The following is a 16,150-nucleotide window of genomic DNA, read 5'->3' on the forward strand; positions in this document are numbered from 1 at the left end:
CCCCAGGGCGCCTCCCCCGCCGTCCACCCGGAGTCGATGACCGCCGAACTCGACCCCGCCGACGAGGAGTACCTCGCCTGCCTCGCCGACTCCCTCTGGCCCGACGACGAGTACCTGGAACTCGAGCACACCACCGACGGCGAAGAGGAAACCGGCGGGAGCGGCATGCGCCTCTAGCCCGGCCCGCGAGTCACCGAGGCGAACCGGGGCCGGAGGCAGGCGGTCATTCGGCGGGAAGGGGCTCGCCCGTCTCCAGGAGCGTCTTGAGGCCGGACAGGACCTGCGGCCAGCCGTGGCGCGACATGTCGAGGAGGGCGTCGCCCGCCGCGTGGACGACCGTCAGCTTGACCGTCTCACCGGACGCCTCGATGTCGAAGGTCACCTTGGAGCGGGGTTCGGCGAGGAGCTTGAGGCGCGTCTCCTCGTCCACGCCCACGGCCTTCGCCCATTCCGGGGTGAACGTGTGCCAGGTGTAGGAGAGGCGGCGGGGCGGGTCGGCTTCGAGGACGACCTGCTCCGGGTCGGCCATCGTCGCGCTCTCCTCGTGCCAGGTGATCGTGGAACCGGGGGCCCAGTCGGTCTCGAAGGCGACGCCCCAGTAGCGGCGGGTGAAGGCCGGGGCGGTCAGCGCCTGCCAGAGCCGCTCCGGCGTGGTCCGGATGTAGGTGGTGTAGACGAACTCGCTCATGGGGTCCTGCTCCAATGCGGTTTTCAGGTCGGCGAGCGCGTTCGCCCGCTCCCGGTCGTACCGACTCATCCAGCGGTCGGCTATGGCGTTGATCGGGGCGGCGTTGAGGTAGTGGAGCTTCTCCCGGCCCCGGCGCATCGTCGTCACCAGGTCCGCGTCCTCCAGCACGGCGAGATGCTTGCTGACCGACTGCCGGGCCATGTCCAGCCCCGTGCACAACTCCCGGAGGGTCTGCCCGTTGCGGGTGTTGAGGCTGTCCAGCAGCCTGCGGCGGCTCGCGTCGGCGAGCGCCTTGAAGACCTCGTCCATGCACCGTCCCAATATGCAGCCATCTGGTTGCCTGGCACAATATGCAGCCATCCGGCTGCATGTCAATCCCGGGTCACGGCTTGCGGCCGACACCGCCGTAGGCGTCCACCGCGTCCGGTTCGGAGGCGCCCTCCGGACGCCAGTGCGTCACGGGGACGATGCCCGGCTCCAGCAGGTCCAGGCCGTCGAAGAACCGCCCGATCTGCTCGGGGGTGCGCAGGACCAGCGGCGCGTTCCCGGACGCGTTCCAGACCTCGACGATCCGGTCGGACGCCTCGCCGTGGACGACGTTCGTCCCGTCGAACATGGCGAAGTAGCTGCCCGGCGGCACCGCGCCCAGAAGCCGCCGGACGATCGCGAACGCCTCGTCGTCGTCCGGGATGAACTCCAGGATGCCCATCAGCGTGAACGCGATCGGCCTGCCGAAGTCCAGCGTCGCGGCGGCGGCGTCCAGGATGCGGTCGGGGTCGCGCAGGTCGGCGTGGACGTAGGCCGTCGCCCCCTCGGGCGTGCTCGCGAGCAGGGCTCTCGCGTGCTGCAGGACGAGTGGATCGTGATCCACGTAGACGATCTTGGACTCGGGCGCCGCCCGCTGCGCGACCTCATGGGTGTTATCCACCGTCGGCAGGCCCGACCCGACGTCGATGAACTGGCGGACGCCCGCCTCCGCGGCCAGATGCCAGACGACCCGGTTGAGGAACAGCCTGGACGCGCGGGCGAGGCGCGCCACGTCCGGGAGCATCCCGAGGATCTGGTCGCCGACCTCCCGGTCCAGCGGGTAGTTGTCCTTGCCGCCCAGCCAGTAGTTCCAGATGCGCGCCACATGGGGAACGCTCGTGTCGATGTCGGGACCGGGCCTGTCTGCGCTCATACGCGGTTCCGTTCCCGGCCCCCGCCCCGTCAGTCGTCGCCCCGCCTGTCGCGACAGTGACAACCTTGGCGGTGGCGCGGCAGGGGAACCGTGACCTCGGCTTGCACGTCTGTTGAACAGGCAGCGAGCGACGGAATGAGATCGCGTTGGACGAACTGGCCGAGGCGGCAACCATCATCCAGGCGGTCACGGTCATCCTGGGAATCCTGTTCGCGATCATGCAACTCCGCCAGGTCTCGCTCGCCCGCAATCTGGAGACGATGAAGTCCCTCTTCGATGGATTCGCCGAGCTCTCCAGCTATGCCGAGAGAAAGGCGATCCTCGACACCGGGCCGGTCGAGCCGCAAACCGCCTCAGAACAGGACCTCCTGCTCTACGCGCGGCATGCTGACTTCTTTCACAGTCTCGGCTTCCACTCGCGCAACAAGTTCGTCTCGCGCCGTTATCTTCTGGAGCTGTACAGCGGCGGGATCATCAGCATGTGGCAGTGCCTAGAGCCGTTCGTCCAGTACATGCGCGACGAGAAGGGCGTCTCGAACTACAGTCACGACTTCGAGGCCCTGGCAGCCGCCGCCCAGGCCTACCGCGCGAAGAACTTCCCATCCGAAAGCCTCCGCTGGGCCGCCGGCAGCGAACCCGGCTGACGAACCCGAGCGCATCTCGGCATTTATGGAGTGAAATTCAGCGAACTCGGTGGCGGGCCCTACTCCAGGCCCGCAGGCCGGGCCGCGACGTCGGAATCGGCCGAATCTTCAATCCCGCTTGGCTGACGCTTGGGCGCCGGACGAGGCCGAATGGGATACGCATGGATATGTGAGGGGACACGTTTCCCCGGCTTCGTGAGGCCACGAATTACAGATGAGGTCCGCTTTCGGCGGAGGTCTTGTGACTGAATTATTGCTCGTCAGACCCAGGGATCACGCGCTATTGGGAGTCCGATGGTCCGGGCTGGACGCCGCTGGCGCCGGTCCGGACGTCGCTTCCCGGGAGGAAAGTCATGGCCAGCACTGATCCAGCGACCTGGTTCCTGCCCGCGTCACAGATGCCGCGGTTCCCCGCCTTCACGTCCGAGAACCAGGTGACCCCGCTGGTGGACGGCCGGGAGTACATGGCGCACCTGGCGGCCCGGCTGGCGGGTCAGGTGTCGGGCGACCACCTGCACTTCACCGGATGGCGGACGACCGGCGCACAGGCCCTGGAACCCGACTTCGCGCCCGGGGTCACCTTCCTCGACCAGGTGTCCGACCTGATGTCGCGCGGGGTGACGGGCCGGTTCCTGATCTGGCTGGCCGGGCCCGGCGGGAGCGGCAGCGGGAGCGGCAGCGGTGGTGCCGCTCCGGCCTCGCAGATGGTGGAGAACATCGACTTCGTCGCCCAGGCGAACAACCTCGGCGCGACGGCCGTGCTCGACAACCGCACCGTCTCGTTCAGTTCCCACCACCAGAAGACCGCGGTGCTCAGCGTCGACGGCGTGGAATGGGCCTACACCGGCGGTATCGACATCGCCCCCGACCGCTGGGACGTCCCCGCGCACGACCAGCCGTCCGGACGCACACGGGAGGGTTTCGACGCCTGGCATGACGTGCACTGCGCGGTTCAGGGCCCCGCGGCGGCGCACGTCTGGCAGAACTTCACCGACCGGTGGAACGATCCCACACCGGCCAACTCGATACCGGCCATGCCCGGCCCGGTCGTGCCGCCGCCGATCGTGGGCGGCCCACCCGCCCCGTTCAGCGCCGGAACACATCATGTGCAGGTCCTCCGGACCCTGGCCTGCAACGTGTACCCGTTCGGCATCGCCGGGGAGCAGACCGTCCGGCAGCTCTATGAACGCGCCGTCGACAATGCCGAGCACTATGTCTACATCGAAGACCAGTACCTGTGGCCGTGCACCGGGGATTTCAGCGGTGGCCCCGCGGGGCTGGTGAACAGGCTGCGCGAGGCGACGGTGCGCGGCGTCAAGGTGATCTGCGTCGTGGCTCACCGCAACGACCTGGCCGTGACCGCGCCGTACCACAACCAGATGCAGCAGGACGTGCTGGACCTGTTGCGCCGCGACCGCCCGGACAACGTCTTCGTCTTCCATCTCCAGACGCCCGGGCAGGGCTCCGACATCTACGTCCACGCGAAACTGATGATCGTCGACGACTGCCTGGCGGTCATCGGCTCCCCCAACATCAGCCGCCGCAGCCAGACCTCCGACTCCGAGCTCTCGGTCGCCGTCGTCGACGCCGATGTCGTCCCCGGCACGATGGACGGGGTCGCGGTGCCGGTCTGCCGGTTCGCCAAGGACCTGCGCATCGCCCTCTGGAGCGAGCACCTCGGCCTTCCCGACCCGAGTGCCGTCGACGACCCCATCGCGGGTCTCACCGAGTGGCCGGACCAGAACATCTCGACACCGGACGCCCCCGATTCGAGGCACCACGCCGTCTGCCACTTCGTCGATCCGGACCGGCCCCTGCCCTTCCTGCCGGACCTGCGTCCCCTGATGAACCTGGAGACCACCTGCTTCCCCTGACCTCCCCATCCTCGTCTCAGATGGCGACTTCAGGAGCCGGGTGATGGGCCTCACGTGTGACTTGCCGGGTCGGTGCTGTCGCGGCCTACGCCGGGAGCGGATCGGCGGGGTCTTGGGGTGCGTTGTTTGATGGCGTGGTCGAAGCCGTCGAGGATGGCCTTCAGGCCGAACACTTGGGTCACGGTGGTCGAAGGGCTGGCCCTGATGGTGGCGAGCATTGGGAAGCGATCGGCGTTGCGCAGGATCAGGTCACGCATGATCGGGGTGGCGGCCTCGCCGGCCGTCCAGGCCTGGGTGCCGTGGGTGGCGGCCGCATGGACGCCGCGGAGGTGGCTGGACACCAGCATGACCGCCTCCAGGCGTTCGCGTTCGGTCAGGGGGGTGTCGCTCAGGGCGGCGAGGGCGACTTCGGGCCAGCCGGTCTCGCGCGGGCCCATCACGCGTTCGCCGGCGGTGATCGAAGGCAACCAGGGATGCTCCTGCCAGGTGGCGGCCAACTGGCGTGCGTACTCCTCCAGGCCGGCCCGCCATCCGTTGAGCCGGCTCAGGTCGGGAGGTTCGCCGACCGCGGCTTCGATCATGACGGCGATCAGTTCGCTCTTGCCGTTGACGTAGCGGTACAGAGCCATCTTGGTGAGGCCGAGTTCGGCGGCGACCCGCTGCATGGAGACGGCCTCCAGGCCCTCGGCGTCGGCGACCCGCACCGCGGTGTCGGCGATCTGAGCGACGTCGAAAGCGGGCTTGGGCCCTCTGCTGGACGGTTTCCGCAGGCCCCATAGCAGTTCGGCCAATTCCTTGGGGTCCTGGTCGGTTGCCATCCGCGTCCTCTCGCTTGCCAGCTCGCTCAAACTATCTCTACGATACACAGTGTCCTTAGGACGCAGTTTGCTTCCTCGGAGTGGAAGAAGGAGCGCGTCCACAGGAGGCTCGTCATCGAGACAGGGAGCAGGCATATGTCCAAATCGGTGCTCGACATGTCGATGTCGCTGGACGGGTACATCTCCGACCCCGACGATTTTCTCGGCGGCGAGGACGGCGAGCGGCTGCACAAGTGGGCCGACGCGGCCGGTCAGCCGTCCGAGGCGGCCAAGCAGTTCCAGGACGAATGGAACGCCGCCGGTGCGGTCCTGGCCGGACGGCGGACCGCCGAACTCATGGATCACTGGGGTGGCGATCACGGCGGTCTCCCGATCTTCGTGCCCAGCCACCGGCCGCCCAGCCCGGCCGCCCGCTGGGGCTATCCGCTGGTGACCTACGTCCAAGACGGGATCGAGAGCGCGATGGCACAGGCCAAAGCAGCCGCCGGGGACCGGGACGTGCAGGTGCGCGGCGCCTACACGGGACAACGGGCGCTGGAGGCCGGGGTACTGGACGAGATCGTGATCCATCAGGTCCCGGTGCTGCTCGGTCGCGGTCACCGGTTGTTCGAGGTGCTGCCCCTGGAGATCGAACTGGAGATCGTCCAGGTACTGGACACGCCGGAGGCCACCCACATCCGCTACAGAGTCCGCATCTGAGCCGGGTCGGCCACAGAGACGCTGGACCGGCTTCAGATCACGCGCTCGAATTCGAAGTCGCCAGGGTCCTTCGGTTGTGTATTTCCTCACCACCACCAGGTGGAGCGCTTGCCCCGTACCGCGGATCTTGCCGTTGAATAGCTACGCATCTTCGCAGCTGGCCTGCAACTGAGCTCGGTAGAAACGGCCATAAGGGTCGGCGGGATCGAAGAAGACCTGCGGATCACCGACGATGACACAGGGTCCGTAGTAGCCGATGGATTGCGCCGTGGCTCGGGCGTCGTCCAACGCGGCATCGAGGGCGGTCGGTCGGGTGGGGCCGAATCCGCCGCCGTCAACTAGCACTGAACCGGCGGGTGCGGCTGCGGTACTGGCGAGGAAGGCAACGACGAGAGCGCTAGCGACGGCGGCACGGCGGATGCGAACCATGGGAGACTCCGATCATCGAGGAGCTGGCCTGACAACCTCCGATCGGATATTCGCGCGAGACACTCGAACGGATGGCGGTGGCGCAGAAGTTTCTCAGGCCGGGTTACGAGTAAGCCATTGTTCCCGGAGCCGGTTGAGCTTCCGGGTGGCTTACGCGCAGCGGCGCGGGTCGGCACCGAGAGTCACATGGCGCTGGCCTTCGTGGGTGATGTGTCCGCTTCTGGCGGGTAGCCGCTCCGGCACCCCCGGGCCATAATCAAGGCGGCACAGTCAGCGGCTACTCACGGGCGGCAGGGCCGAACGCACATCTCCCGCGCTGGACGTCGAGGCGCCAATCGGTGACGAGGAGGCCGATATGGCAAGACGAAGACGGAACCTGCGCACCCGAGCAGCGGCCTTGGTAGCCGGTGTCGGCATCCTGACGGCGCCCGTGGTCACAGTCGGCGCGGCAACGGGCAGCGGTGCCGCGCTTGGCGACGCGGGCAACCGGGCGACACCGGCCGACATCGCCGAGTGGGTGGTGGACATGGACGCCGCCGAGTTACGCCGACTGCTGGCGAGCGGCCAGGTCACCTCGGTCCGATTAGTCAAGGCATACCAGGCACGCATCGATGCCTACGAGCAGGCGTATGCCGACCAGCCCGGTGTCAACGCGGTCATTCGCAGGGACCCTACAGCGATCGCCGATGCCGCCCGGCTCGACGCCGAGCGCCAGCAGGGCCACGTCCGCGGCCCACTGCACGGCATCCCGCTCCTGATCAAGGACAACTACGACACCGAAGACCTGCCCACGACCAACGGCTCGCTGGCACTGAGGCACTGGCGCACCGCCGACGACGCCGAGCAGGTCGCGCGGCTGCGCGCGGCCGGGGCGATCATCCTCGCCAAGACCAACCTGCATGAGTTCGCCTCCGGCGTCGAGACCATCAGCTCGCTTGGCGGACAAACCCGCAACCCCTACGACCAGACCCGCAACCCGGGCGGTTCCAGCGGCGGCACGGGCGCCGGTGTCGCGGCCGGCTTCGGCGCGGCCGGCCTGGGCTCGGACACCTGCGGCTCCATCCGCAGCCCCGCGGCGCACAACAGCCTGGTCGGGTTGCGGCCGAGCCAGGGGCTGTCCAGCCGCGACGGCATCGCGCCGCTCTCCGACACCCAGGACACCGGCGGCCCCATGGCCAAATCAGTCACCGACATCGCACTGATCCTGGACGCCACCGCCGGATACGACCCGGACGACCCGCCCACCAAAGCCTCCATAGGACGGATCCCCCGCACCTACACCACCGCTCTGGACGACACCGCCCTGGTCAACGCCCGCATCGGTGTGTTCACCGACTATCTGAGCACGTCGGTGCCCGCGCAGGCGACGACGGCGCTGGTCCGGACGGCCACCGAGGACATGGCCTCGCAGGGCGCGACCATCGTCGAATTGCCGGCCCAACCCGCGCTGATGTCGGCGGTGGACGCCTCCTGGGTGTTCGTCCACGAGATGGAGCGCGACCTCAATCGCTACCTGGCGGCGCCGGGCTCACGATTCCCCCGTTCGCTGGCCAGGCTGGAGCCACCGTCCGACATCGTGACCCTGGCCGACATCGTCACCTCCGGCCAGGTCACGCCCACCGTCCTGCAGCGGCTCAAGGAACGGCTGGGCACCTCGACCGGCCCGCAGGACGCCTACCACCAACGGCTGGCCCAGCGCGCACAGGCACAACAGTTGCTCCACAAGCTGATGAACACGCATGACCTGGACGCACTGGTCTACCCGGCAGTCTCACAACAGGCCGCGCCGATCGGGCAGCCCCAAGAGGGCCTCAGGATCTGCGCCCTCGCCGCCAACACCGGGTTCCCCGCGCTGACGATCCCCGCCGGTTTCACACCCAAGGGCATGCCGGTAGGTGTCGAGCTACTGGGACGCCCGTTCAGCGAACCGACACTGCTCGGGCTCGCGTTCGACTACCAGACAGCGACACACCACCGCCGACCACCGGCAAGCACCCCACCCCTGAACTGACCCCGCGGACCGAGTGCGGTGTTCCGCTGTGTCATCCCGTGTTTGCAGCCGGTGCCGGTGGGTCCAGGCTCATCACCGCCAGTGCCTCGGCGGAGGTCTGGTTCCTGAGGGTGGCCGCCACGCCTGCTCCCGGGCAGGACACGTTCTGTGCCACCGCCTCGTCCAGCCACCGCTGTACCCCACCAAGACCGGCGCCCGTGCCCGCCGAAAAGCTCATGCCGTCGTCGGCTCCGGCATCGCCGTCGTCGTCGCGTGCGGGGACGCGGGCAAGGGCAGACGCGGCAGCCAGACGCGGCGCCGCCACTGTCGGAGGCTTCGTCTGGGGCGCCGGCCGGTCTTGCCGCCTGGTCGCCGGTTCGCCGGGTCAGGACACCGCGGGCTGCGCATTCGTGATCGCGATGATGTCGCTGAGCACGCCTTGGCCGGCGAGTTCCGGTCCCGCTCCAGGCCCGATGATCGTCACTGCTCCGACCGGGCCGGCCTGGCACACCACGGCGTTGGTGACGCCGTCGATACCGGCCAGCGGGTCGCCGGCGGGAACGACTTCGGGCTGCACGCGGGCGGTGACGGTTCCGGTGCCGTCGGGACCGGAGAACGCGAGTGTCGCGAGGTGTCTGAGCCGCCCGCCGGCCGACGCCGCCTGGCGGACTTGCCGGGCGGTGACTTCGGTGATGCCGTGGCGGGTGACCTGCTCGCGGCTCAGCTGCCTGCCGAAGACCAGCGCCGACAGGATCATCACCTTCGCGACCGTGTCGTGACCCTCGACGTCGGCGGCCGGGTCCCGCTCGGCCAGTCCGGCGCGCTGCGCCTCGGCCAGCGCCTGCTCATACGACAGACCGTTGGCCATCTGGGACAGGACGAGGTTGGCAGTGGCGTTGAGCACTCCACGCAGCGCGGACGGCGCGGTGCCCGCCAGGCCCTCGGTCAGCGTGCTGAGCACCGGGGTGCCGGACATGACCGTGGATTCGGCTCGGAACGCCACGCCGTGGCGCTCCGCCAGCGCGCTGAGCTCGGCGCCGTGCAGGGCGACCGGCCACTTGTTGGAGGTGACGACGGGGATTGCGCGCTGCAGCGCCTCGCGCATGTGGGTCACGCCCGGTTCGCCGTGCGCCGCCGGGCTCGCCGTCACCTCCACCAGAAGGTCGGCCTCGGTGGCGCGAAGCCCGTCGATCGCGTTCGGCCAGACACGCGCCGCGGGCTGGTCGGTGATCGGCCGGCCGGCGGATGCCGCCGCCAGCGTGGACCCGAGGTCGAGACCGTCGGGGTGATAGATGAATCCGTCTCGGGCGTTGCCGACGCCGACGACCGTTACAGCTCGGCCGTACCGGGTCGCGATCCGTTCCGCCTGCGCGTCGAGGGCACTGGCCAGCCATCTGCCAACCATGCCGAAGCCGACCAGCCAGATCCGCACCGGGCGCTGTGTCCGAGTCATCTGCGAGCCTCCGCTCTGGGGCCGTGCACCCGCGCTTCGCGGATGCGGGACGTACCAGGCCACTCCTCGGCTCGAACCATCCGGTCGGCCCTCCGAACACGGACTAGGACGCCCCACCCGCGCTGGATCTGGCTGCGCTGTACACGTTCACCCTGTCGTACCACGCATAGGTGTCGAGGGCGGACTGTCGCTTGGCTCGGGAGGGTGGCGGTCTGCCCTCGTGTTCGCCGCGCAAGACCTCGAGCCGATGCCCATCCCGTTGCCCCCAGCACGGGGTGTCACGCCGACGCGCGGACGGCCGGGAGGACCTCCTCGGCGAGCCGGTGGACCTGCTCGGTGCGGTCCGGGCCTGTGGGCTTGAGGTTCAGTGCGGTGAAGCCCAGTTTCACGCAGGCGGTCAGGCCCTCGGCGACCTGCTCGGGGGTGCCGGTCAGATCCCCGGTTCCGGCGCCGATCCGGACCTCGATGTTGTACGCGAGCGCGACGGCGCCGGGATCCCGGCCGGCCTCCTCGGCCGCGGCGAGCACCCGGTCGCGCGGCCCGGCGATCACGTCGGGCGGTACGAGCCCGTACGACGGGATCCAGCCGTCGGCGACCCGGCCCGTGAGTGCCAGCGCGCGGGGGCCGAAGGTGCCGAGCCAGATGGGGATGCGCCGGTCGGGCTTGGGCTCCAGGTCGGCGGCCTCGGTGTGATAGAGGCGCCCGGCGAAGGTGAACGCCGGCCGGGACCACAGCCCGCGGGTGATCGCGACGGCCTCCTCCAGGCCGTCGATCTTGTCTCGCGGCGTGGGCACCGGCAGCCCGAACGCCCGGAACTCCTCGTCGGAGTACCCGCCGCCCATCCCCAGGATGAGCCGGCCGCCCGAAAGCCGGTCGAACGTCTCGGCCATCTTGGCGACCATCGCCGGCGGCCGGTACGGCACGCCGAGCACCCGGGTGGCCAGCCGGATCCGGGTGGTGGCCGCGGCGATCCACGCCAGCATCGTCCACGTCTCGAACGACGGGCTGGTGCCGCAGGGGTGGTCCGAGGTGGAGACGAAGTCGAAGCCGAGCCGCTCGGCCTCCGCCGCCTCGCGGACCGGGTCGCTTCCCGGCGCCGCCGATGCCGGCACGTCCAGCCCGAACTGCAGAGCGTTCATGAGATTCCCTTTCATCGGACGCCGACCTGCGTCTTCGCCGCCTCGCCGGCGTGATCGCGGACGTGCTCCACGGTGAACAGTGGGATGAAGAACTGCGCCAGCGGGCCGATGGCGGCGGCGTAAAGCACCGTTCCGACACCGACGGTGCCGCCCAGCAGCCACCCGGCCGCCAGCACCGACACCTCGATCGACGTGCGCGCCAGGCGGATCGACACGCCGCGTCGCGCCAGCCCGGTCATCAGACCGTCGCGCGGCCCGGGACCGAGGCTCGCGCCGATGTAGAGCCCGGTGGCGATCGAGTTCAGCACGACCCCGGAGGTCAGTAGAGCGACTCGCACCGCGAGATCTCCCGGCTCCGGCAGGAGCATCAGCGCGAGCTGCGCGGACGGCCCCACGACCAGCACGTTGCTGATGGTGCCGAGGCCCGGCCGCTCGCGCAGCGGGATCCACAGGGCCAGCACCAGCGCTCCCACCACGTTGACCACCAGGCCGATCGGCAGCCCGCTCCGCTCGGCCAGACCTTGGTGAAGGACGTCCCACGGGGCCAGCCCCAGTCCCGCCTTGAGCGGCAGCGCGATGCTGACCCCGAAGAGGATCAGCCCGGCGTAGAGGTTCACCAGACGAACTCGCATCGCAACCTCCGGGTTGACGTGTCAACATTCTAAAATAAGTTAGATGACACGTCAACCTTCAGGTAGGATGGGCCCGTGTCCGAACCGCGCTGGCTCACCGAGCCCGAGGACCGCGCCTGGCGGGGCTACCGGCGCATGCGCGCCCTGCTCGATCTGCAGTTCACCCGCGATCTGGCGCGCGACTCAGGGCTGTCCGAGGCCGACTACGACGTCCTCTCCACGCTCTCCGAGACCGAGGGGCACCGGCAGCAGCTCAATGACCTGGCCGCGCAGATCCTGTGGTCCAAGAGCCGGCTCTCCCACCACATCACCCGCATGGAGAACCGCGGCCTGGTGGCACGCGAGGACGCGCCCGCCGACCGACGCGGCTGCTTCGTCGTCCTCACCGACGCGGGTCTCCGCGCGATCGTCGAGGCCGCACCGCCGCACGTCGAATCCGTCCGCCGGCACTTCATCGACCTGCTCACCGACGACCAGATCGACACACTCGCGGCCATCGCACAGACCGTCGTCACCAACCTCACCGAGCCCGACCGCCCCACCCCATAGCGCCCGGCGCCGCGGCCTCTGCGGCAGGACGACGAAAGAAGACGCGGCTCAGGTGGCCATAACCACGCGCTGGACCTGGTTGGTGCCCTCGTAATCCGGGCGATCTCGGCTACGGGCTACGCCACGAAGAAGTGAGCCGGGCCCCACCGAAGGCTCAACAACCCGACACGGTCCCTGATCCGGACGAAGGAGATGCGAACCCGCGTCTTTTCACGTGCTGCGATTGCCTCTCGTTGGACATATTTCGGGAGTAGGCAGGAAGCATGCCGCTATCCCCGACGGTTGGTGAGATCCTCACCAGGCCGGTCGCGATATTCCTGAAACGGCGAGAGTAGAGCGAGCAGGGTGGGGTCGAAGGGAGCTCTCCATCTGCGGAGGCCGGTTCAGGAGTGCCGCCAGCGCTCATTGGCTTCTCGCAGTGGGGTCGCAGGATTCGACCAGGATCTCAGCCGTCCCCGCTTGAGAACAAATGCCCGGGCCTGGGGGCAGGGGAAGGCGGAGTCGGGCCCTGAAGTGAACTGATCGCACACACTGAAGGCGCGAGACTCGATTTCTTGCAGGCCGGGCGTCTCCTTCTTACTACTTGGAGTGGTGGTCAGGCTGGGGCGAACCCGCCGATCTTCCGCCCTTAAGCCCGCACCTCACGGGCGCAAGGCTGCTGCATCGCGGTGGGGGGCTCACCTGCTACCTCAGGGTGCACAGGACAGCTCCACAGTGACGCCCATGGCAGAACACCGGTCACCATCGCTGCTCCGCCCACAATGAAGCGGCCCGGCCCCAAGCAGCGGTGGCAGTGGGTGCGCAGCGTGCGTTTGCCGCTGTTTGGGGCGTGCTAAGCGGGGGATGAGTCGCGGCGCTGCTGGAGTTGGGCGTTGATGCGTTGTGCCTCGGCGAGTTGGTCTTCCAGGATGATGATGCGGCATGCGGCGTCCAGGGCGGTGCCCTGGTTGACCAGGTCGTGGGCGCGTTGGGCCAGGCGCAGCTGGTAGCGGGAGTAGCGGCGGTGGCCACCGGCCGAGCGTTGCGGGACGAACAGTCTGGCGGTGTCCAGGCTGCGCAGGAAGGCTGGGGTGACGCCGAGGATGTCGGCGGCGCGGCCCATGCTGTAGGCGGGGTAGTCCTCGTCGTCCAGCTTGTCTTCCAGGTTGTGGTCGAGCCTGTCGTCCGGGGCGGCGCCGCGCGTGTTGTCGGGCGTGGCCCCGGCACCGCTGGTGGTGCTTGGCGCTGCGCCGGTCGGCGTGGGCTGCGGGTCCTGGTGTTCGGTGTGGCTGCCGGTCTGAGCCGGCCGGGTTGGGTTCACAAAACCTTCCGTACTGCGCTGTGCCTGTTCTTCAAGGCTTGGTTCGGGGTGGGAACGTGACGGGGCCCCGGCGCCAAACCGCGGGCGCCGGGGCCGTGAGGTACCACACCATCCGTCCGGCACGAAGGCCGGTGGTCGTGCGCGCCGCCCGCCTGGAGCGGGGGCGCGGGGATCGCGGATGCGTGACCGCGGGCCACGGTCGGATCTGTGGCTGCGGTTCCCGCGCGGTGTGACTGAAGCCCGCTGCGGGCGATCCCGATGGTGCCGAGGCCCTCCTTCCGTATTCTCCTACCTGCGTTCTTTCCCTCACTTGACTTCATGCTGCCGGCGGCCCGTTGGCCGCCGGGCGCCCGACCAGCTGCCGGAGTCCCTTGCACTGCGTTGACCCCGGCACGCCCGGCCTGCGCCATCCACTTCACCGGGCAGTTCGTCATCTGCCACGTCTCATGGACTTGTTCCTCGTCGATGACAGGAACACTACCCCACATCGCCGCGAATATCTACCTCGATCACTACAGGTTTTTGGTGCCTGAAGGCAGGTTGTGCCCGCTGATCAATCACTCACACCGGCACGATCTCAACCATTCGAAGTCGCCGGGCGTATGCCGGCGATCCGGCAGCGGACCGGCACCGATGGCCGCACCAACGCCAGGTGACCGGCAGAGGGAGAGGGGTGGAGATGGGACGGCCGGAGACCGACGGCCTCGGTACGACATCGTGGGCACCTTGCCGACGGGGTGTCTGACCGGATCGATGCGCACCCGGTTCTAGGCCGCGGTGATTCGGCGAGTGAGGACAGGCTCCAGATGCGGGAGAGGGGAGACCTTGGGTTCTGAACGTGATCGCAACATCTGACCCGGAGGGGTGGTGCAGTGACCCCTGCGCGTCGCGGACGTGGAGAAGCGCGGTCCTGCTCGCTCGCGGACAAGCGTGATCAATATCGTCGGCTCATGGGGCAGGGATGGCAGCTAGGCTCCTGGCCTTTGTGACTCCCGCCGGGTCTCGGTCCCGAACCGCCTACTTTGGCGCCAGCAAGCAGGGTTGTGGGGCTGGAGCCGACGTGCGATGGCGTCTGGCGGGATGCTGCTCGCGCGGCGAGGCCGCTTCCTCAGGCGCGCGGCGCCCTGGGGGCTATTTCCAATCGAGGCAGACGGCGACGGCGTCGTCGTCCAGGTCGGTGGCTTGACGGTGTTCGATCAGGGCCTTGATGATCGAGAGCGGCACCTCGGCCGCCTCGAGCGACCTGGTGCGCTGGAGAGTGTCCTCCAGCAGGACGGTGCCGAAGTCGCCACCGTCGGGTGCCTGGGCGTCGCAGACGCCGTCGCTGACGATGATCAGTCGGTCCCCTGGTTCGATTTGAAAGCGTTCGACCTGGTAGCGGGTGTCGGGGAACATCCCGAGCGGCATTTGGGGGTCGAGCTCGAGGGGTTCTATGTGGGTTCCGCGCATTCGCAGGATGCGCGGTGAGCCTGCGTCGACCGCGGACACCATGCCATCGGCCAGGTCGATGCGCAACGCGAGGTTCTCGGTGAACTCGCTGCCCCGATAGCGGGCATAGACCATGTCGTTCGCGAGGCTGACCTGATCGGCGAGATCCGCGCCGAACCGGCGGGCATTGCGCAGGGCTCCAACGGTGAGAGAGGTCAGCAGTGCGGCCTGGACACCGTTGCCCGAGCCGTTGGTGACACTGAGACTCAGATGGTCGCGTTCGGTGGACCAGTCGAAGTTGTCGCCGCCGACCGCGTACGCCGGTTCGAGATGGCCGGCCATGCTGAATTCAGCTCCACCGCATCCATAGGCGGGCAGCAGCTGCCATTGCAGTTCGGCCGCCAGGGTGAGCCGCCGGTGCCGGCGGGCGCGTTCGTAGCGGTCGGTGTGTTTCCATGCCAACTTCAGGGCGCAGCCGACGATCTCACCCAACTGGGCCAGCTCAGCGAGCAGTGAGTCATCGAGCAACGCGTCAGAATCGGCGCTCAGGCGGATCTCGAGCACACCCACGGGTTCTCCGCGCGCCGTCACCGGGATGAACAAGCGCCGCTCTCCGGCCCTTCCGACGATGGCCGGGACCGGTACCGGACTTTGAGAACCGAATGCGCGGCCTGCGGGACTGTCGCAGATCCGGACCGCACCCGACGAGGCGGGATCGTCGATGGGCAGCAGGAGGCGTCGCTGGTAGTCGGCCAGCAGTAGTCGAAGCGACGTTGTTTGGGGGAAGGAGCCGAGGACGGCGGCGGTGAGCGCTTCGGGCAGTGAATGCGCCGGCGCCGCACGCAAGGCGGTCTCGATCTTCCTCCGCCGATCCGGCGGGGTCATCGCGTCCTCCATCTCCGCTGAACCTCCAAGCTCTTGGGACGCGAACCACAGGTGGGCCGGCACGCGGCGCCGGCGCCACCGTCGTGTCCAGAACGCGCGCCGGAGCGCAGCCGGACCGGTTGTGGATTGGAGTCTCCAGAGTCCCCATCACCAGAACTCACCTCGGTGGAGGTGAACCTGAGTCGCCGACCGACTCCCTCCGTCGGCGCCCAGCCCGGTCGTCCCCTTGCGGGAGTCGGAAGGACCGATCCGCAGACTGACATAAAGCTTGCCATATGGCAAATGTTCGCCGCTGGTCGGCACGGTCCCCGGGAGCTGGTCCGTGAGCCGGCGGCTGAGCCTGGTGACGAACGGTGGGTGGAGGCGCGGGCCTGCGTCGACGGTGTCGCAGGACGGAAACCGATCGCGTGGTCGATTATCGTGAGGGTGCGCCGGTCGCTGT

Annotated in this window: 14 protein-coding genes; 5 read left to right on the plus strand and 9 right to left on the minus strand. The window is 68.7% G+C overall.

What is annotated here, in order from left to right:
* Positions 1-223: 223 nt before the first annotated feature.
* Complete coding sequence (locus ETD83_RS08050; protein WP_138644435.1) at positions 224-997, minus strand: ArsR/SmtB family transcription factor; 774 nt, start codon at positions 995-997, stop codon at positions 224-226.
* 73 nt (positions 998-1,070) lie between these two features.
* The gene (locus ETD83_RS08055) at positions 1,071-1,868 is read right to left on the minus strand and encodes an SAM-dependent methyltransferase (RefSeq protein ID WP_138644436.1); all 798 of its coding nucleotides are present in this window, start codon (positions 1,866-1,868) and stop codon (positions 1,071-1,073) included.
* 146 nt (positions 1,869-2,014) lie between these two features.
* On the opposite strand from ETD83_RS08055, the gene ETD83_RS08060 reads away from it, so the two are divergent.
* Both ETD83_RS08060 and ETD83_RS08065 read left to right on the plus strand, forming a co-directional pair.
* Positions 2,015-2,512: a hypothetical protein gene (locus ETD83_RS08060; RefSeq protein ID WP_138644437.1), complete on the plus strand. Its 498-nt coding sequence runs from the start codon at positions 2,015-2,017 to the stop codon at positions 2,510-2,512.
* Positions 2,513-2,865: 353 nt separating this feature from the next.
* A complete protein-coding gene (locus tag ETD83_RS08065) occupies positions 2,866-4,386 on the plus strand; it encodes a phospholipase D-like domain-containing protein (protein ID WP_138644438.1) in 1,521 nt (506 codons plus the stop codon).
* A gap of 50 nt (positions 4,387-4,436) precedes the next feature.
* Here ETD83_RS08065 and ETD83_RS08070 read toward each other — a convergent pair whose 3' ends face one another.
* Positions 4,437-5,339 (minus strand): TetR/AcrR family transcriptional regulator, encoded by a 903-nt coding sequence (locus tag ETD83_RS08070; protein WP_329602701.1) that lies wholly within the window; start codon positions 5,337-5,339, stop codon positions 4,437-4,439.
* On the opposite strand from ETD83_RS08070, the gene ETD83_RS08075 reads away from it, so the two are divergent.
* Complete coding sequence (locus ETD83_RS08075; protein WP_138644440.1) at positions 5,340-5,903, plus strand: dihydrofolate reductase family protein; 564 nt, start codon at positions 5,340-5,342, stop codon at positions 5,901-5,903.
* Between the two features lie 141 nt (positions 5,904-6,044).
* Here the strand turns inward: ETD83_RS08075 and ETD83_RS08080 are convergent, their stop codons facing one another.
* Positions 6,045-6,332, minus strand: coding sequence for a hypothetical protein (locus tag ETD83_RS08080; RefSeq protein ID WP_138644441.1), 288 nt, complete (start codon positions 6,330-6,332; stop codon positions 6,045-6,047).
* Positions 6,333-6,687: 355 nt separating this feature from the next.
* Between ETD83_RS08080 and ETD83_RS08085 the strand changes: the two genes are divergently transcribed.
* Positions 6,688-8,343, plus strand: coding sequence for an amidase (locus ETD83_RS08085; protein ID WP_138644442.1), 1,656 nt, complete (start codon positions 6,688-6,690; stop codon positions 8,341-8,343).
* Between the two features lie 364 nt (positions 8,344-8,707).
* Here the strand turns inward: ETD83_RS08085 and ETD83_RS08090 are convergent, their stop codons facing one another.
* The 3 genes from ETD83_RS08090 to yczE all read right to left on the minus strand — a co-directional run bounded on the left by ETD83_RS08090 (position 8,708) and on the right by yczE (position 11,546).
* Entirely contained in the window at positions 8,708-9,775 is a 1,068-nt protein-coding gene (locus ETD83_RS08090; RefSeq protein WP_138644443.1) for a homoserine dehydrogenase, read from the minus strand.
* 278 nt (positions 9,776-10,053) lie between these two features.
* The gene (locus tag ETD83_RS08095; RefSeq protein ID WP_171064078.1) at positions 10,054-10,914 is read right to left on the minus strand and encodes an LLM class flavin-dependent oxidoreductase; all 861 of its coding nucleotides are present in this window, start codon (positions 10,912-10,914) and stop codon (positions 10,054-10,056) included.
* A gap of 11 nt (positions 10,915-10,925) precedes the next feature.
* Positions 10,926-11,546, minus strand: a complete 621-nt coding sequence (yczE, locus tag ETD83_RS08100; protein WP_205717549.1) for a membrane protein YczE — start codon at positions 11,544-11,546, stop codon at positions 10,926-10,928.
* Between the two features lie 75 nt (positions 11,547-11,621).
* Here yczE and ETD83_RS08105 point away from each other — a divergent pair, with 75 nt between their 5' ends.
* Complete coding sequence (locus tag ETD83_RS08105) at positions 11,622-12,095, plus strand: MarR family winged helix-turn-helix transcriptional regulator (protein ID WP_138644445.1); 474 nt, start codon at positions 11,622-11,624, stop codon at positions 12,093-12,095.
* 832 nt (positions 12,096-12,927) lie between these two features.
* Here ETD83_RS08105 and ETD83_RS08110 read toward each other — a convergent pair.
* Positions 12,928-13,197, minus strand: a complete 270-nt coding sequence (locus ETD83_RS08110) for a MerR family transcriptional regulator (protein WP_138644475.1) — start codon at positions 13,195-13,197, stop codon at positions 12,928-12,930.
* A gap of 1,329 nt (positions 13,198-14,526) precedes the next feature.
* Complete coding sequence (locus ETD83_RS08115; protein ID WP_138644446.1) at positions 14,527-15,720, minus strand: PP2C family protein-serine/threonine phosphatase; 1,194 nt, start codon at positions 15,718-15,720, stop codon at positions 14,527-14,529.
* Between the last annotated feature and the right edge of the window lie 430 nt (positions 15,721-16,150).

Source organism: Actinomadura soli (assembly GCF_005889715.1).
Lineage (GTDB): Bacteria > Actinomycetota > Actinomycetes > Streptosporangiales > Streptosporangiaceae > Spirillospora > Spirillospora soli.